The 16,619-nt window shown below is 57.9% G+C and carries 13 protein-coding genes; 10 read left to right on the top strand and 3 right to left on the bottom strand.

Going from position 1 to position 16,619, the window contains the following annotated elements; all coding sequences use genetic code 11:
- Positions 1-149: 149 nt before the first annotated feature.
- Positions 150-1,112, top strand: a complete 963-nt coding sequence (argC, locus tag NAT49_RS09205) for an N-acetyl-gamma-glutamyl-phosphate reductase (RefSeq protein WP_251593420.1) — start codon at positions 150-152, stop codon at positions 1,110-1,112.
- Between the two features lie 105 nt (positions 1,113-1,217).
- On the opposite strand, the gene gmhB is transcribed toward argC, so the two are convergent.
- Positions 1,218-1,787 carry a D-glycero-beta-D-manno-heptose 1,7-bisphosphate 7-phosphatase gene (gene gmhB / locus NAT49_RS09200; RefSeq protein WP_251593419.1) on the bottom strand — a complete coding sequence of 190 codons (570 nt, stop codon included), beginning with the start codon at positions 1,785-1,787 and terminating at the stop codon, positions 1,218-1,220.
- Positions 1,788-2,098: 311 nt separating this feature from the next.
- Between gmhB and gbdR the strand changes: the two genes are divergently transcribed.
- The 8 genes from gbdR to NAT49_RS09160 all read left to right on the top strand — a co-directional run bounded on the left by gbdR (position 2,099) and on the right by NAT49_RS09160 (position 11,396).
- On the top strand, positions 2,099-3,229 hold the full coding sequence (gene gbdR / locus NAT49_RS09195; protein ID WP_251593418.1) for a choline metabolism transcriptional regulator GbdR: 1,131 nt from the start codon (positions 2,099-2,101) through the stop codon (positions 3,227-3,229).
- Positions 3,230-3,413: 184 nt separating this feature from the next.
- On the top strand, positions 3,414-4,391 hold the full coding sequence (locus tag NAT49_RS09190) for a dipeptidase (RefSeq protein ID WP_251593417.1): 978 nt from the start codon (positions 3,414-3,416) through the stop codon (positions 4,389-4,391).
- A gap of 57 nt (positions 4,392-4,448) precedes the next feature.
- Positions 4,449-4,982 carry a DUF5943 domain-containing protein gene (locus NAT49_RS09185; protein ID WP_251593416.1) on the top strand — a complete coding sequence of 178 codons (534 nt, stop codon included), beginning with the start codon at positions 4,449-4,451 and terminating at the stop codon, positions 4,980-4,982.
- Positions 4,983-4,993: 11 nt separating this feature from the next.
- The gene (gene dgcA, locus NAT49_RS09180) at positions 4,994-7,066 is read left to right on the top strand and encodes a dimethylglycine demethylation protein DgcA (protein WP_251593415.1); all 2,073 of its coding nucleotides are present in this window, start codon (positions 4,994-4,996) and stop codon (positions 7,064-7,066) included.
- Between the two features lie 48 nt (positions 7,067-7,114).
- Positions 7,115-9,070: a (Fe-S)-binding protein gene (locus tag NAT49_RS09175; protein WP_251593414.1), complete on the top strand. Its 1,956-nt coding sequence runs from the start codon at positions 7,115-7,117 to the stop codon at positions 9,068-9,070.
- On the top strand, positions 9,067-10,338 hold the full coding sequence (gene etfA / locus NAT49_RS09170; RefSeq protein ID WP_251593412.1) for an electron transfer flavoprotein subunit alpha: 1,272 nt from the start codon (positions 9,067-9,069) through the stop codon (positions 10,336-10,338). Before NAT49_RS09175 ends, etfA begins: the two co-directional genes overlap by 4 nt.
- Entirely contained in the window at positions 10,325-11,137 is an 813-nt protein-coding gene (gene etfB / locus NAT49_RS09165) for an electron transfer flavoprotein subunit beta (RefSeq protein WP_251593410.1), read from the top strand. Before etfA ends, etfB begins: the two co-directional genes overlap by 14 nt.
- A 13-nt stretch (positions 11,138-11,150) precedes the next feature.
- A complete protein-coding gene (locus NAT49_RS09160) occupies positions 11,151-11,396 on the top strand; it encodes a hypothetical protein (RefSeq protein WP_251593408.1) in 246 nt (81 codons plus the stop codon).
- A 118-nt stretch (positions 11,397-11,514) separates the two neighbouring features.
- On the opposite strand, the gene gbca is transcribed toward NAT49_RS09160, so the two are convergent.
- Entirely contained in the window at positions 11,515-12,804 is a 1,290-nt protein-coding gene (gene gbca, locus NAT49_RS09155; RefSeq protein WP_251593406.1) for a glycine betaine monooxygenase oxygenase subunit, read from the bottom strand.
- 354 nt (positions 12,805-13,158) lie between these two features.
- Between gbca and gbcB the strand changes: the two genes are divergently transcribed.
- Positions 13,159-14,265 carry a glycine betaine monooxygenase reductase subunit gene (gene gbcB, locus NAT49_RS09150; protein WP_251593403.1) on the top strand — a complete coding sequence of 369 codons (1,107 nt, stop codon included), beginning with the start codon at positions 13,159-13,161 and terminating at the stop codon, positions 14,263-14,265.
- A gap of 275 nt (positions 14,266-14,540) precedes the next feature.
- Here gbcB and glyS read toward each other — a convergent pair whose 3' ends face one another.
- Complete coding sequence (glyS, locus tag NAT49_RS09145; protein WP_251593402.1) at positions 14,541-16,616, bottom strand: glycine--tRNA ligase subunit beta; 2,076 nt, start codon at positions 16,614-16,616, stop codon at positions 14,541-14,543.
- Positions 16,617-16,619: the final 3 nt, after the last annotated feature.

Below are 16,619 nucleotides of genomic sequence, written 5' to 3'. Positions count from 1 at the left end.
TGATGTTTCACGTGAAACATCGATCGAAAGCCGGCTTATGCCGGCTTTTTTTAGTAGAGGCTGAATGCCGATGACGCCGCTCGGCGTGATGGAGCCAGGTGCGTTATGATAAGCAACAACGAATCGAACCGGTTGAAAGAGGTCAGGTAATGGCACCGAAAGTGTACGTGGATGGTCAGTCGGGTACCGCAGGGCTCAGATTGATGGATTATCTCAAGGCGCGTGATGATCTGGAAATCCTTCGAATCGATGAAGATCAGCGACGCGACGCCCGGGAACGGGCACGGTTGATCAATGCATCCGATGTGACCTTTCTGTGTTTGCCGGATGATGCGTCGCGTGAGGCGGTGGCCATGCTGGACAACCCCAATACCACCATCATCGATGCCAGTACGGCCTTTCGAACAAACAATGACTGGGCCTATGGTTTGCCGGAATTGACGCGAGGTCAGCGCGAGGCAATTCGAGGCAGTCGGCGTATTGCAAACCCGGGATGTCACGCCAGCGCATTCATCCTGTTGGTGCGGCCGCTAGTTGAGGCGGGACTTTTGCCGGCCTCAACGCCGCTTTCGGCCTTTTCACTGACAGGCTACAGCGGCGGCGGCAAGCAGATGATTGCCGACTATGAATCGAGCAGTGATCCCAGGCTTCAAAGTCCTCGAATGTACGCACTTGGGTCGATGCACAAGCATTTGCCTGAGATGACACAGCACGGGCATCTTGAGGCCGCGCCCGTATTCACGCCCGTGGTCGGAAACTTTTTGAAAGGCCTGACCGTGACCGTACCGCTTCATCTCGGTCAGATGGCGCGTGGTGTAACACCGGAATCGGTGGTTTCGGCCCTCAAAATGCACTATCGCGACGAACCCTTCATTCGAGTGATGGCGTTCGACGACGATGCGACCAATCTTGATCAGGGCTTTTTCGACGTTCAGGGATGTAACGATACCAACCGAGCGGATTTGTTCGTGTTCGGTAATGGTGAACGACTCACGCTCATGGCTCGCCTGGACAACCTGGGTAAAGGGGCCGCAGGCGCGGCAGTACAGTGCATGAATATCGCACTGGGGCTTGAGGAGTCGATGGGGCTGACGTCAGGGGTCGACGCGTAATCGAGTAGGGTGTTTCACATGAAACACTTTACTGGTTGAAGATGTGCCATTGAACGCCCTGCTTCAACGCAGGGCGTTCATGTATTCTGATTCATGCATTCTGGTTCATGTGTTTTGATGAGTATGTGCGATCAAAGTGTCAGCGAACTCTTGGAGGCAGTGCGACACCATAACCGAGCTGGGGTGACGCAGTGCCGTTAATTCCTTCTCTGCGTCCTTGCCCTTGCCTGTCTTGACCAGTGCCAACCGACACCCCATGGCCTCACCGGCCTGAAGGTCTCTCAGGGTGTCACCCACCATCCAGCTGTTATCAAGCGTCTTGTAGCCTAAATGGTCACGGATATTTTCAAGAAGGCCGGTACCGGGCTTTCGGCACCGGCATTGATCGTTCGGGCCGTGAGGACAGTAAGCGATATGGGCAATGCGCCCGCCGGCACCCTCAATCAGAGTGGTCATCTTGGTATGCATGGCTGCGAGCGCCGCTTCATCGAACAACCCTCGTGCCAGACCGGATTGATTGGTCGCGATGGCAATGGTGTGGCCTGCCTGAGATAGCCGGGCGATGGCTTCGATCGCACCGGGAATGGGCTGCCACTCGTCACTGGATTTGATGTAGCTGGCGGAGTCCTCATTGATCGTGCCATCTCGGTCGAGAATGATCAGATTGCCCATCATGCGTGGCCTTTTTGGTCGCTTTTGGAATAAACAGTGAGCCTGTCGGTCTTAAAACACTAATTGTCGCTTAAGAGAAAGCAAATTTATGCGATGCAGGCCGTTGAAAATAAACCGGCATCGATATTAACTATTTCAATGATAGAACCGGATTGCCAGATTCCATAAATGTCTTCGGGCAGACTGGGGTCTAATAACGTATAAGTGTGCGTGTCATCAATTCTTAATAATATACGTGTCCCGCCATCGGGTGGGCAGTGACGTGAACCATCAGCCGCGCAATAAACATAACAACAAGCAATGAGGAGTGACCTATGGCAACGAACATCAATGATCGTTCAAGAGAGAGCCCGTCTCAAAAAGGGCAGTGCATCGGGTTTTTACTGTTGGAAAACTTTACCCTGATTTCGCTGGCATCCGCGATCGAGCCACTGCGTATGGCCAACCAGCTGGCGGGTGAAGAGCTTTATCGGTGGCATACGATCAGCGTTGATGGCGCGCCACTTCGGGCCAGTGACGGCCTGATGGTCACCCCGGACGTTTCCATGACGCAGGTGCCCGAGCTCGATGGCGTCATCGTTTGTGGTGGCGTTGCACCTCAGGTCAGCGTAACCCGAGACCATGTACTGTGGCTGCAGAAGCAGGCTCGGGCTTCGGCGCGCATGGGCGCGATTTGTACCGGAAGCTGGGCGCTGGCTCGGGCCGGCCTGCTTGATGGGGTGGAAACAAGCGTGCACTGGGAATGTCTGGCCTCGATGCAGGAAGCATTTCCCAAGGTAGAACTGACCACGCGACTCTTTTCCATTGACCAGGACCGATTTACCGCCTCAGGCGGCACCGCGCCGCTCGACATGATGCTCAACATGATCGGCCACGATCATGGTCGCGAACTGTCCGTTGGCATCTCGGAGATGTTCATCTACGAGCGTATGCGAAGTGAACAGGACATGCAGCGTGTACCGCTCAAACATATCCTGGGCACGACACAGCCCAAGCTTCTGGAAATCGTGGCGCTGATGGAGTCGAACCTCGAAGAACCAATCAGCCTGGCCGAACTTGCGCGCTACGTCGACGTGTCCAGACGTCAGCTCGAACGTCTGTTCCAGAAATACCTGCATTGCTCGCCGTCTCGTTACTACCTCAAGCTGCGCCTGACCCGCGCACGGCAACTTCTGAAGCAGACCTCGCTGTCAATCATTGAAGTCGCCTCGGCCTGTGGGTTTGTCTCGACGCCGCACTTTTCGAAATGCTACCGCGAGTACTACGGTACCCCGCCGCGTGACGAGCGCATCGAACTTCTTTCGCGAGCGCACCACAAGCCTGTCGAGGTGTTGCCCGATCAGGAGCCAGTCACTCTGGCGACGGCGACGTTCTCGAGCGCCCAGCTTGCGCTTTCCAACGCCAAGGGCGAACCCACCTACGCCACGATCCGAATACCTCGTTGATCTGCGCTCCCGGCACCTTCGACGCCTGACTCTCGTCAGGCGTTTTTATGTCAGAACGCGCATGTCCGTCCAGCGCCCTCGCATGCTTTGACGCATTTGGAATAATGGTTGTCGCATCCAAACGTCGCTTGGCAAGTAGGCGGGGATATGCTGGCCTCCATCAACCAGAGAGTGGAGAAGTATCATGACCCCGTCCGAACTGCACGACGACGCTATCGTCATCGATGGCCTGATTATTGCCAAATGGGAACGCGAACTGCTGGAAGATATGCGCAGAGGCGGTCTGACTGCAGCGAACTGCACGGTTTCCGTATGGGAAGGGTTCAAGGCCACCGTCGACAACATCGTCAGCACTCAGAAGCTGATGGATGAGTGCAGCGATCTGGTCCGCCCGGTTCACACCACTGAAGACATCACCCGTGCCAAGGAAGAAGGTAAGACCGGCATCATCTTCGGCTTTCAGAATGCTCACGCGTTCGAAGATCAGATCGGCTATGTCGAAATCTTCAAGAAGCTTGGCGTTGGCATCGCTCAGATGTGCTACAACACCCAGAACCTGGTCGGTACCGGGTGCTACGAGCGTGACGGCGGCCTGTCCGGCTTCGGTCGTGAAATCGTTGCCGAAATGAACCGCGTTGGCATGATGTGTGACCTGTCCCACGTTGGTGCCAAGACCAGCCAGGAAGTTATCCTCGAATCCAAGCAGCCGGTCTGCTATTCCCACTGCCTGCCCTCTGGCCTGAAAGAGCATCCGCGCAACAAGTCCGACGAAGAGCTCAAGTTTATCGCCGATAACGGCGGCTTCGTTGGTGTCACCATGTTTACACCGTTCCTGCGCGCGGGCGTCAATGCCACTGTCGACGACTACGTCGAGGCGATCGAGTACGTCATGAACATCGTGGGTGAAGACGCCATCGGCATTGGCACCGACTTTACCCAGGGTCACGATCAGCAGTTCTTCGAGTGGCTGACCCACGACAAGGGCTACGCACGTCGTTTGACGCGCTTTGGTGAAATCATCAACCCGAAAGGCATTCGTACGGTCGGTGAGTTCCCCAACCTGACCGAAGCCCTGCTTCGCCGCGGAATGAGCGAGCAGCAGGTTCGCAAGATCATGGGCGAGAACTGGGTGCGCGTACTTCGCGACGTCTGGGGTGCCTGATAGCAACACCATCACCGATTCACGTGTAACAACGACAAAAATTTGAGGTTGACGACTGTGACTACTACCGCCCCGCAACTACCGATCGAAGTTGACAGCGAAACAGGCATCTGGACAACGGATGCTCTGCCGATGCTGTACGTTCCGCGCCATTTCTTCGTCAATAACCACGTCGCTGTAGAAGAAGCGCTCGGCGCCGAGAAATACGCCGAAATCCTCTATCACGCCGGCTACAAGAGCGCCTGGCACTGGTGTGAAAAAGAAGCCGAATTGCACGGCCTTGAAGGTGAAGACGTCTTCGAACATTACATGAAGCGCCTTTCCCAGCGCGGCTGGGGTCTGTTCATCACTGAAGAGATCGATCTGGATGCCGGTACGGCAAGCGTGCGCCTTGAACACAGCGCCTTCGTCTATCAGATGGGCAAGGTAAACCGGAAGATCGAATACATGTTCACAGGCTGGTTCGCCGGCGCCATGGATCAGATCCTCCAGGCCAAGGGCAGCGATCTGCGCACCGTGGCCGAGCAGGTTCAAAGTGCTGCCGAGCCGGGCTGTGATGTTGGCCGATTCAAAGTGACCCCTGTTAGCTGAGGAGAGATGGTATGGCTTTTGAAGCAATGTTCGAGCCGATTCAGATCGGCAGCCAGACCATTCGTAACCGAGTGGTCAGCACAGCGCACGCTGAGGTCTATGCAACCGATGGGGGCATGACCACCGACCGCTACGTCAAATATTACGAAGAGAAGGCGAAGGGCGGCTGTGGCCTTTGCATCTGCGGGGGCTCCTCGATCGTGTCGATCGACAGCCCGCAGGCTTGGTGGAGCTCGGTCAATCTGTCGACCGACCGCATCATCCCGCACTTTCAGAATCTGGCCGATGCCGTGCACAAGCATGGCGGCAAGATCATGATCCAGATCACTCACATGGGCCGTCGCTCACGTTGGGATGGTTTCAACTGGTCAACACTGCTGTCGCCGTCCGGCATCCGTGAGCCGGTCCACCGTTCGACCTGTAAGACGATCGAGGAAGAAGAGATCTGGCGCATCATCGGCGATTTCGCCCAGGCGGCGCGCCGTGCCAAAGAAGGCGGCCTTGATGGGGTCGAGCTTTCTGCGGTTCACCAGCATCTGGTCGACCAGTTCTGGAGCCCGCGCGTCAACAAGCGAACCGACCAGTGGGGCGGCAGCTTTGAAAACCGCATGCGCTTTGGTATGGAAGTCCTGAAAGCCGTTCGCGAAGAAGTCGGCGACGACTTTGTGGTCGGCATGCGTATTACCGGTGACGAGTTCCATCCGGACGGTCTCGATCACGAAGAGATGAAGCGGATCGCGGCCTATTACGACGCGACCGGCAAGGTCGATTTCTTCGGTGTCGTGGGCTCCGGGTGTGACACGCACAACACGCTTGCCAACGTCATCCCGAACATGAGCTATCCGCCGGAGCCGTTCCTGCACCTGGCTGCGGGCATCAAGACCGTCGTCAATGTGCCCGTAATCCATGCGCAGAACATCAAGGACCCGAACCAGGCCAGCCGTATTCTGGAAGCCGGTCACGTTGACCTCGTCGGCATGACCCGTGCCCACATCGCCGACCCGCATTTGATCACGAAGATCAAGATGGGTCAGACCGACCAGATTCGTCAGTGCGTTGGTGCGAACTACTGCATCGACCGTCAGTACCAGGGTCTTGACGTCCTGTGTATTCAGAACGGCGCAACGTCTCGTGAGTACATGGGGCTGCCGCACATCATCGAAAAGACCAAGGGCCCGCTTCGCAAGGTCGTGGTTGTCGGTGGTGGCCCCGGTGGTATGGAAGCTGCACGTGTCAGCGCCGAGCGCGGCCACGACGTGACGCTTTTTGAAGCCAAAGACCAGATCGGTGGACAGATCACAACGGCCTCTCGTGCGCCGGGTCGCGATCAGATGGCCGGTATCACGCGCTGGTATCAGCTTGAGCTTGATCGTTTGGGCGTGGATGTTCGCCTGAATACGCCAGCTGATGAAGCAACCATCAAGGACCTGCGTCCAGACATCGTCATGCTCGCCACCGGCGGTACGCCGCACGTAACGCAGGTGCCGGACTGGGGCTTTGATCCCGATCCCGAAAAGAGCCTGGTCGTCAGCAGCTGGGACATCCTCGACGGTAAGGTCGAGCCCAGCAAGAACGTACTGGTCTTCGATACGATCTGTGAATTCTCGGGCGTGTCGGTAGCCGATTACATGGCTGACAAGGGCTCCAAGGTCGAGATCGTGACCGACGACATCAAGCCGGGCGCTGCCGTAGGCGGCACTACCTTCCCGACCTACTACCGTACGCTTTACGAAAAAGAAGTCATCATGACGTCTGACCTCGCACTGCATAAGGTCTACCGTGAAGGTCCTGCGCTCGTGGCTGTGCTTGAAAACGAGTACACCGGCGAGATGGAAGAGCGCGTGGTCGATCAGATCGTCGTCGAGAACGGGGTCAAACCCAACGAAGAGCTTTACTACGCCCTCAAATCACAGTCGCGCAACAAGGGTCAGATCGACCTGGAAGCGTTGTACGCGATTGAGCCGCAACCGAGCCTGAGCGAGTCAGGTGAGGGCTTCTTGCTGTTCCGGATTGGCGATTGCACTGCGCCACGCAACACGCACGCCGCCATCTATGACGCCTTGCGTCTCTGCAAGGATTTCTAAGATCTGCCCGCGCGGTGCGCCGCGCGGGCTGTCCGGGAGGCTTTTCCAATGCTGGATATCCTGATACCGCTGCTTTTGGCTGCGGCCCTTGTGTTGGCCGTAGTTGGTGCGTTTCGACGCATCGCCATGTGGCGCCGTGGTCGACCATCCCCCGTCAACATCGTGAAAGGGCTGGCCTCGATCCCCAGGCGTTACCTGGTCGATCTTCACCACGTCGTCGAACGTGATAAATACATTGCCCACACGCACGTGGCCACCGCCGGTGGTTTCGTGGCGTCCATGGTGCTTGCCATCATCGTGCATGGTTTTGATCTGGCCGGTGGCATTCTTGGCTGGCTGCTGCTGGCGTTCACGGCGATCATGTTTGTGGGCAGCGTGCTGGTCTATCGCCGCCGCATCAATCCGCCGGCGCGCTTGTCCAAGGGCCCATTTCAGCGCCTGCCGAAAAGCCTGATCGCGTTTTCAGTTGGCATGTTCCTGACTACCCTGCCTGCGGTCGGTTTGATGCCGGAAAACGCCGGAAGCTGGGTGTTTGCGTTGGTGCTGGTTGTGCTGGTCGCCTGGGGCCTTTCTGAGCTTGTCTTCGGCATGACCTGGGGTGGCCCCATGAAGCACGCCTTTGCCGGTGCGCTTCATCTGGGGTTCCACCGCCGTCAGGAGCGCTTTGGTGGCGGCCGTTCGACCGGTCTCAAGCCGCTCAACCTCGACGACGAGTCCTCGCCTCTGGGCGTTATCAAGCCGGAAGAGTTCACCTGGAATCAGCGTCTGGGCTTCGATGCCTGCGTGCAGTGTGGGCGGTGTGAGGCAGTTTGCCCGGCGTTCGCAGCCGGTCAGCCTCTTAACCCCAAGAAGCTGATCCAGGACATGGTGGCGAGTATGACCACCGGAACGGACGCCAACTACGCCGGCTCCAACTACCCCGGTCAGACCGAAACGCATGAAATTGGTCCGGGGGGTGTGCTGGTGGCCCGTGAAGGCAAGGCGCTGGTCGATGCCGATACGCTGTGGTCCTGCACCACCTGTCGTGCCTGTGTCGAAGAGTGCCCGATGATGATCGAGCACGTGGATGCAGTGGTCGATATTCGTCGTCATTTGACGCTCGAGCACGGTGAAACACCGGGCAAGGGCGCAGACGTACTGAACAACCTGATCGCGACCGACAACCCCGGCGGGTTCTCGCCCAACTCACGCATGAACTGGGCAACCGATCTTGAGCTCCCGATGCTCAAGGACCGGGATCACGCCGAAGTGCTTTTGTGGCTTGGCGATGGCGTGTTCGACATGCGCAACCAGCGCACGCTTCGCGCGCTGATCAAGGTCCTGCGGGCAGGCAACGTTGATTTCGCCGTTCTTGGTAACGATGAGCGTGACAGTGGTGATCTGGCACGCCGTCTTGGCGATGAAGCCACGTTCCAGTCGCTTGCCAAGCGCAATATCGCAACGCTTGCCAAGCATTCGTTCGATTGCATCGTGACCTGTGATCCGCACAGCTTCCATGTGCTCAAAAACGAGTACGGCGACTTTGGCGGACACTACGAGGTCTATCATCACAGCGGTTACTTGAACCGTTTGATCGATTCCGGCCGCGTCTCGTTGAACAAGGCTGATGTTGGCACCGTGACCTATCACGACCCCTGCTACCTCGGTCGCTACAACGGTGAGTACGAAGCGCCGCGCTCCGTCCTCAAGGCTCTTGGCCTTGAAGTCAACGAAATGGCGCGCTCGGGCTATCGCTCTCGTTGCTGCGGTGGGGGCGGGGGTGCACCGGTCGTGGATGTACCCGGCAAGCAGCGTATTCCCGACATGCGGATGGAAGACATCCGAGAAACCGGCGCGGAAATCGTTGCAGTAGGCTGCCCGCAGTGCACGGCCATGCTTGAAGGGGTGGTCGAGCCGCGTCCTGACGTCAAGGACATCGCTGAGTTGGTCGCCGATGCGTTGTCGGATACACCGGCACCGCGCTCCCACGCCGATAACAAGGAACCCGTGGAGGTGGTCGCATGAGTCTGACTCGAAAAAATCCCCGTCTGGAATGGATCGCACGTAACCGGCTGCACCCGGAGCACGCGCAGGTCATGGCCGAGCTGGATGCGTCCAGCTCGCCGTCTCAGTGGATGGGGCCCAACGGTCTCCTGCGACGCGACCCGCACCGTGTCGGACGAATGGGACCCAATGGCTTAAAGCGCATCGACCGAAGCGGTCTGCTGGCCGGTCAGGCCTATGGCTCTGGCGGTAAGCAGGCCAAGGCCGAGCCGCAAAAGCCCTTGATCACGATCGACGATCCGGCGTTCATCGTTGCGGTCGTTCCGGACATGGCCGGTGGCGAACTGACCAGTCACGACAAGGATGTGCTCGGTATGGCGCGTCAATTGGCGGATGCCGATCCGCAGCGCCAGGGCGCGGTATTGGCCGTGGTGTTTGGCAGCTACCGTGAAACACGCTTCGAGCATGCCGGTATCGATCGGTTGGTCTTTCTGGAGGACGAGCGGCTGGAAGGCTATAGCCCGGAGCGCCGCTTGAGCCGCCTCGAGGACATCGAGCGCGAGCTCACGCCCGAGCGCTGGCTGTTCCCGGACTCCCAGCTCGGCGGTGCCGAGCTGGGTCGTCGTCTGTCCGTACGGCTCAAGGAGCGTCCGGCGACACACGTCTGGCAACTTCTGTCTGAAGATGGCGAGTGGCGTTGTGAGTGCCGTGGCGCGCGTGAGCGCTCTGACATCGTGCGATCGCTTCCCCGCTGCATTCTGGCACTGGAAGAGTGTGCAGAGCCGGTCTCTGAAAACCGGTATGAAGTGAAACCGGTTGAACTGAGTTCCACGGCGCCCGAGACAATGATTCGCATCGACAACCTCGGTCAGGTGGAAGTCGATCCGGCAAGCGTTGCACTGGGCGAGGCCGAATTTATCCTCTCCGGCGGCAATGGCGTCAAGAACTGGGACCGCTTCCACAACGCAGCGCTTCAGCTCAGGGCTGCCGAAGGCGCCTCGCGTGTGGCGGTGGATAACGGATTCATGCCCCGTGAACGCCAGGTCGGCGCCACGGGAACGTGGGTCAGTGCCCGGGTCTACATTGCCGTGGGCATCTCCGGCGCCATTCAGCACCTTCAGGGGATCGAGCGCTGCAACAAGGTGGTTGCGATCAACAACGATGGTGGCTGTGACATGGTCAAGCGTGCCGATCTTGCCATCATTGGCGATGCCGAAGGCGTGCTGGAAGCACTGGTTGAGCTTATAGAGCAGAAACGGTCCGAGGAGTCGCACCATGAAGCCGCGTGAATCCGATAAAAAAAGTGCCTCGCTGTCTATTTCCGTGTTGGTCTCGACCGGTCGACACCCGATCACCGGCCGACCGGGTCGCGCCGATCAGGATTCCCGTGCGGTCGAGCTTGCCATGAACCTCCAGGGGGGCTCGGTCAGTTTGTTGCACGCAGGCCAGCCGACGGAGGAATGCAAGGAGGCGCTTCGGGGGTATCTTGGGATGGGCATCGATCGCATTTCGCTGATCGAGCAGTCTGAACATGCCGACATCACCGAGGTGCTTACCAAGACGCTGAAGTCCTCGAACCCCTCGCTTGTGCTGGCGGGCACGAAAGCCGAACAGGGCGAAGGTTCTGGCCTTCTGCCCTTTCTGCTCGCAGAGTCACTTGGGTGGTCTCTGGTGTCAGGACTTGTCAGCATCGAGTCGGTCGAAAATGGCCAGGCAACGATTCTTCAAGCGCTCCCGCGTGGTCAGCGCCGGCGTTTGAAAGTGCGGCTGCCCGCCATCGCAACCGTCGATGAAAGTGCAGAGCGTGCGCGTCAAAGCGCGTTTGGTCCGGCGCGACGCGGCACGATTGAAACGATCAGCGAAGCGAGCCATATTGATGAAACGCTGGCCAGCTTTGAGATCAAGAAAGCTCGGGTACGGCCCAAGCGTCTCAAGATCGTCAAGTCGTCCTCTGCCAGGGATCGTTTCAAGGCAGCCGCAGCCAAGTCCGGCGGCGGCGGCGGCCAGGTGCTCTCTGATGTCAGCGCTCAAGAGGGGGCTGAAGCGATATTCAAGCTTCTTCAGGAAGAGAACGTGCTGAAACTGTGAGGGGGATATAGCGATGATGCTGGTCGATCTGATAGACGAAGTTGACTTCAAGGTGGCACTTCAGGTGCATAACGTGCCCATCCAGGACCCTCAGGCGTCGGTGGATGTTATGGCCCAAGAGGCGTTCAAGGCCTGGCAGGCAGGCCAGGCCGACGGGCTCAAACCGCTGTTTGAGCAGTGGATTGCCTGCGCCGATGCCATTCATCCCGTTGTGCTTGATGCTATTCAGCGCTGGTGGGGTCCGGTCATCGAGACCTGAGACGCCACATTGTCGAAATCAGGCCCCTTCGGCGTTGCTGTCAAAGGGGCCCGAAACAAAAAGGCTCGTCCGTGGACGAGCCTTTTTTGTGGTGGCCTACTGGGCTTGGTGCGTGCTCTTAGCCCTTGGCCAGCTTGAGATCAGGCACGTCACCTTCGATGTTGTCGATCATCTGCTCGCTGTACCACGCGAGGAAGTCGATCACGCCGAACTCATAGGTTTTTGAGTAGGGGCCGGGCTGATAGGCCTGGGAATTGATACCGCGCTGGTTTTCTTCAGCCAGCTTGCGGTCCTGGTCATTGGTGGCATCCCATACACGGCGCAGTTCGTCAGGGTTGTAGTCTTCACCTTCGACGGCGTCCTTGTGCACAAGCCATTTGGTCGTGACCAGCGTTTTCTGCGCGCTCAGCGGCAACACACGGAACACGATCGCATGATCGCCCATGAAGTGGTTCCAGGAGTTCGGCAGATGGAGGATACGCAGAGAGCCCATATCGGGGCTTTGCAGGCGGCCCATCAGCTTCTTGGAGCCCGGCTTGCCATCCATGGTCATCGAAACGACGCCGTTCAGCAGCGGAGTACGGGTCAGACGGTTACGACGCCCGATACGCTTGAGCTCGAACGGGACGCTTTCTGCGGACCAATCGGCTTGTTTCCTGGCAACCAGCGCCTTGTAGTCGTCGGTCGCACGGGGGTCATCGGTGTCATCGAACTCGATCAGCGAGTTCAGAAGCTCGGGGTGCGAACCATTACAGTGGTAGCACTCACGGTTGTTTTCGATGACAAGCTTCCAGTTGGCATCCTCGACGATGTTGGACTCTACCGCGATCTTGGTATTTTCCATATCGTAGGGTTCGAGGTAGTGATCCAGTGTTTCGGCAAACTCGTCGAATGAAGGCGCTTCGCCTTCGGACAGGCATACGAAAATGAATCCACCGGCAACGCGGACATGAATTGGCTTTAAGCCGTAGGCATTCATGTCGAAATCTTCGCCCATGTCGGAGCCTGCAAACAGCAGACGGCCGTCCAGCTCATAGGTCCACTGGTGGTAGGGGCACACCAGTTTGGCTGCCTTGCCACGCTCCTGCAGACACAGTTTTGACCCGCGGTGGCGGCAAACGTTATAGAAGCCGTGAATGGCATCCTTGTCGCCGCGGACGAGAACGATAGGATTTTCACCTACGGTCAACGTCAGGTAGTTCCCCTTTTTGGGAACCTCACAGGTCATTCCAGCGAACAGCCACTCTTTGCTGAAGATTTCCTGCATATCCACTGCGAAAACCCGCTCGTCCTTATAAAAGGGTTGCGGTAAAGTGAACGAAGGGTCACGCTCATTCAGCATCTGAGCGCACGCTTTCTTGGTTTCGCCAAGCGGGTCTTCGAGCCGCTCGTGGTTAATCAGTTGCATAGTCTGGAATCCTCATGAAAAGTCGCCGCCGGCACGGGGGGATTGAGCAGGCGTTGTTCTTATTTTGTCTCCTTCTGCAGCAGGCGACCTTTTCGCGCGGGGAAGGCCGTTTGCCCAAGGGTGACAAATGAAGTTTGCGTTAGGTGGCTGAGGGCGGATTATCCGATGGCGACATACTCTGACACACCCGCGACGTGAGATAGGAAAAAAAATGGGCGGGGTGGTTATGAGAGTTATGCCGATGTCGCAGCAGGACAAGTCGATAGGGTGGTGCGCCGCCAGAATTTGTTCACGAACGGGGCACAAGGGTGTCCTGACTGCGTTGCATTGCAGGGCCTGTAGAGAGTGACCACCATGACTACCAGCTTTTTTAATCCGGTAACGACCCAAACCTGGGTTAACGGCCGTCACGCAGTGCGCTGCGTGAAGGTAATTCAGGAAACGCACGATGTGCGTACTTTCTGCTTCATGGCTGACCAGCCCCTGATGTTCTTCTTCAAACCGGGGCAGTTTGTCACGGTTGAGCTGGAGATTCATGGTCAGACGGTCATGCGCTCTTATACCATCTCGAGCTCACCCTCGGTACCCTATAGTTTCTCCATTACGGTCAAGCGTGTACCGGGCGGCTATGTATCCAACTGGCTGCACGACAATCTGTCGATCAATGATCGACTGCACGTTCACGGCCCGGTCGGTGACTTCAACGCAATCGACTACCCGGCCGACAAGGTATTGCTGCTCTCTGGCGGTGTCGGCGTGACACCGTTGATGTCGATGACCCGCTGGTTTTTCGACACGAACGCATCGGTTGATGTCGACTTTATTCACAGTGCCCGCTCCCCCGGCGACGTCATCTATCACCGTGAGCTGATTCACATCTTCTCACGTATTCCCGAGTTCAAGCTCCATGTTATCTGTGAGAAGAAAGATGACCTTGGTGAAACCTGGGCAGGTTATCGCGGCTTCCTGACAGAGCCGATGTTCCGGATGATGTCTCCGGACTTCATGGAGCGTGAAATCTTCTGCTGCGGCCCCGTTCCCTACATGAATGCGGTTAAAAAGATTCTGCGTGAAAGTGGGTTTGACATGAACCACTATCACGAAGAATCGTTTGGCGCCACGCCGACCGACGTTCGTGAAAACGCGGAAGAACTTGCCGAGCTTGCCGAAGTCGCGGCTGAAGAAGTCGACGTTGCCGACATGATGAATGTCGAGTTCGCCGAGTCCGGCAAGAGCGTCCGGATTCAGCCGGAAGAAACCATTCACGCCGCGGCCTCCAAGCTTGGGCTCCACATTCCCAAGGCGTGCGGTATGGGAATCTGTGGTACATGCCGTGTCGGCCTCAGATCCGGTGAGGTTGAGATGGAGCATAACGGCGGTATCACCGATGAAGATATCGAAGAAGGGTACATCCTTTCATGTTGCAGTCGTCCGAAGGGCGATGTCGTTGTCGATTTCTGACAGTTCAGCGTTGAATTGATGTTTCACGTGAAACATCGATTCGAAAACACGCTCAGCCTCTGAATGAAAAAAGCGAAGCACATGATGTGCTTCGCTTTTTTTATGCAAGGTATGTGCGCCTCTGAAATATCATCACATGAGCGCTCAAGGTGGTACAGAGTGGGGGAGGAGGGCGATAAACAGTCAGATGCTGTGTTTCACGTGAAACATCCGGACACAAAAAAAGCCCCCGAAGGGGCTTTCTACGCAGCGGCTGGCAAGCCTTCAACGACTAGCTAGCCCTGAGGCAGCAGCGAGATATCGGCAATCTCGAGAAACTGCGTTTGCAAGGCTGCCAACAGAGCAAGCCTGTTGTTTCGAACCTTTTCGTCTTCAGCCATTACCATCACCTGATCGAAAAATGTATCGACCGGTGTCTTGAGGCCGGCCAGTACATCCAGCGCGTCGCTGTAACGACCGGCTTGAATGTGAGGCTTCGCCTCAAGGCGGGTGCGTTCGATGGCGTCAAAAAGCGCCCGCTCGGCGTCATTTTCAAGCAGTGCCTGATCAACCTCGGAGCTGATACTCCCTTCCTGCTTGGAAAGAATGTTGGCCACACGCTTGTTGGCCGCTGCCAGGGCGCGCGCTTCATCGCGATGCGTGAACGCATGTACGGCCTTCAAGCGCCGCTCGAAATCAAATGGGCGGGTCACCGGGCGTGCACGTACCGCCTGATAGGTTTCAACGGCCATACCGTCTTCCTGTGCCCAGGTGCGGAACCGGTCGAGCATGTATTCAAGTACATCCTCGACCACGCTTGCGGCATTGGGTAGGTTGGCATGCTGGGCAGCGGCTTCAGTGAGCAGTTCACGCAGGTCGAGGTTATATCCTCCACGTACCAGAATGCTCAGAACACTGATAGCGGCGCGGCGCAGGGCAAATGGGTCCTTGGTGCCGCTTGGGCGTTGGCCAATGCCAAAGATACCGGTCAGTGTATCCAGTCGATCCGCCAGAGCCAGAGCGATACCGGTCGGTTCATCAGGGATGTCGTCGCCTGCAAATCGCGGCAGATACTGCTGATAGATGGCCTTGGCCACGGGCTCCGGCTCGCCGTCGAAACGCGCGTAGTACGCGCCCATGATGCCTTGAAGCTCCGGAAACTCGAGCACCATCTCGGTGACCAGGTCGCACTTGGCAAGAAGCGCCGCACGCTTGGCATGCTCGACGTCACTTTCGACCGCACCAGCGATCGATTGCGCAACGGCCTGAAGGCGACGACTCTTGTCCGCCAGAGAGCCCAGTTTCTGCTGAAACACGACGCTTTCGAGTGCATCGACGCGGCTTGCAAGCGTTGATCTGCGGTCGGTCTCGAAGAAAAAGGCGGCGTCGGCGAGGCGAGGGCGGATCACGCGCTGGTTGCCTTCGATGACCTGCGACGGGTCCCTGCTTTCGATGTTCGAGATCGTGATAAACGCCGGCACCAGATTGCCCTGGGCGTCGAGCAGATGAAAGTATTTCTGGTTGGCTTTCATCGAGGAGACCAGGCATTCCTGGGGCACTTCGAGAAAGCGTTCATCGAACCGACCTGCCAATGCGACCGGCCATTCGACAAGCCCTGAGACTTCGGTCACAAGCTCGTCATCGATGACGGCGGTTGCGCCGAGGGCCTCGGCTTCACGCTGAACCTGAGCGATGACGTCCTGACGACGACGCGACATGTCGGCCAGCACCTTGCCTCTGGTCTCGAGTGTCGCCAGATACTCATCGGCTGACGCAAGTTCCAGCGCGTCGGGCGCGTGGAAGCGGTGGCCGTAGGTGGTGCGTCCGGCGTCAAGCTCGAGGATGCGCCCCGGAATGACATCGTCGCCGTGCATCATTACCAGCCAGTGCACCGGCCGGGAAAACTCAATGCGAGAGGCACCCCAGCGCATGTTCTTGGGCACCGGCAGCGCCATGACGGCGGCCTTGGCGATCGAAGGCATCAGCTCAAGTGTAGACTGGCCTGTCTCTTTGTGGCGATAGGCAAGGCGCAGGCCCTTGTCGGTCTCGAGCTGATCGAGATCTGCCACCTCGACCCCGCAGGAGCGCGCAAAGCCTTCCGCGGCCTTGGTCGGTGCGCCATCCTTGAATGCGGCTTTTACGGCCGGGCCAAGTTTTTCGATTTCTCGGTCGGGCTGCTGAGTGCTCAGGCGCTCGATGCTCACAGCCAGCCGCCGTGGCGTGGCGTAGGCGTGAACGTCGCCGTACTGCATTTCGGCGTCATCCAGGCCCTTTTTAAGGCCGGATGCCAAGGCCTCGGCCAGGGGAGCCAGCGCGCCGGGAGGCAGCTCTTCGCAGCCGAGTTCGATCAAAAAGGTGCGTTCGCGTGCCATGGC

The organism is Larsenimonas suaedae, from assembly GCF_023712105.1.
Taxonomy (GTDB): Bacteria; Pseudomonadota; Gammaproteobacteria; order Pseudomonadales; family Halomonadaceae; genus Larsenimonas; species Larsenimonas suaedae.
The sequence above is the reverse complement of the archived record's forward strand: the minus strand, read 5'-3'. Positions and strand labels throughout refer to the sequence as shown.

Excerpts from the sequence above, each read along its gene's own strand:
- argC (WP_251593420.1), top strand. The coding sequence starts at position 150 with ATGGCACCGAAAGTGTACGTGGATGGTCAGTCGGGTACCGCAGGGCTC.
- gmhB (WP_251593419.1), bottom strand. The coding sequence starts at position 1,787 with ATGATGGGCAATCTGATCATTCTCGACCGAGATGGCACGATCAATGAG.
- gbdR (WP_251593418.1), top strand. The coding sequence starts at position 2,099 with ATGGCAACGAACATCAATGATCGTTCAAGAGAGAGCCCGTCTCAAAAA.
- NAT49_RS09190 (WP_251593417.1), top strand. The coding sequence starts at position 3,414 with ATGACCCCGTCCGAACTGCACGACGACGCTATCGTCATCGATGGCCTG.
- dgcA (WP_251593415.1), top strand. The coding sequence starts at position 4,994 with ATGGCTTTTGAAGCAATGTTCGAGCCGATTCAGATCGGCAGCCAGACC.
- NAT49_RS09175 (WP_251593414.1), top strand. The coding sequence starts at position 7,115 with ATGCTGGATATCCTGATACCGCTGCTTTTGGCTGCGGCCCTTGTGTTG.
- etfA (WP_251593412.1), top strand. The coding sequence starts at position 9,067 with ATGAGTCTGACTCGAAAAAATCCCCGTCTGGAATGGATCGCACGTAAC.
- etfB (WP_251593410.1), top strand. The coding sequence starts at position 10,325 with ATGAAGCCGCGTGAATCCGATAAAAAAAGTGCCTCGCTGTCTATTTCC.
- NAT49_RS09160 (WP_251593408.1), top strand. The coding sequence starts at position 11,151 with ATGATGCTGGTCGATCTGATAGACGAAGTTGACTTCAAGGTGGCACTT.
- gbca (WP_251593406.1), bottom strand. The coding sequence starts at position 12,804 with ATGCAACTGATTAACCACGAGCGGCTCGAAGACCCGCTTGGCGAAACC.
- gbcB (WP_251593403.1), top strand. The coding sequence starts at position 13,159 with ATGACTACCAGCTTTTTTAATCCGGTAACGACCCAAACCTGGGTTAAC.
- glyS (WP_251593402.1), bottom strand. The coding sequence starts at position 16,616 with ATGGCACGCGAACGCACCTTTTTGATCGAACTCGGCTGCGAAGAGCTG.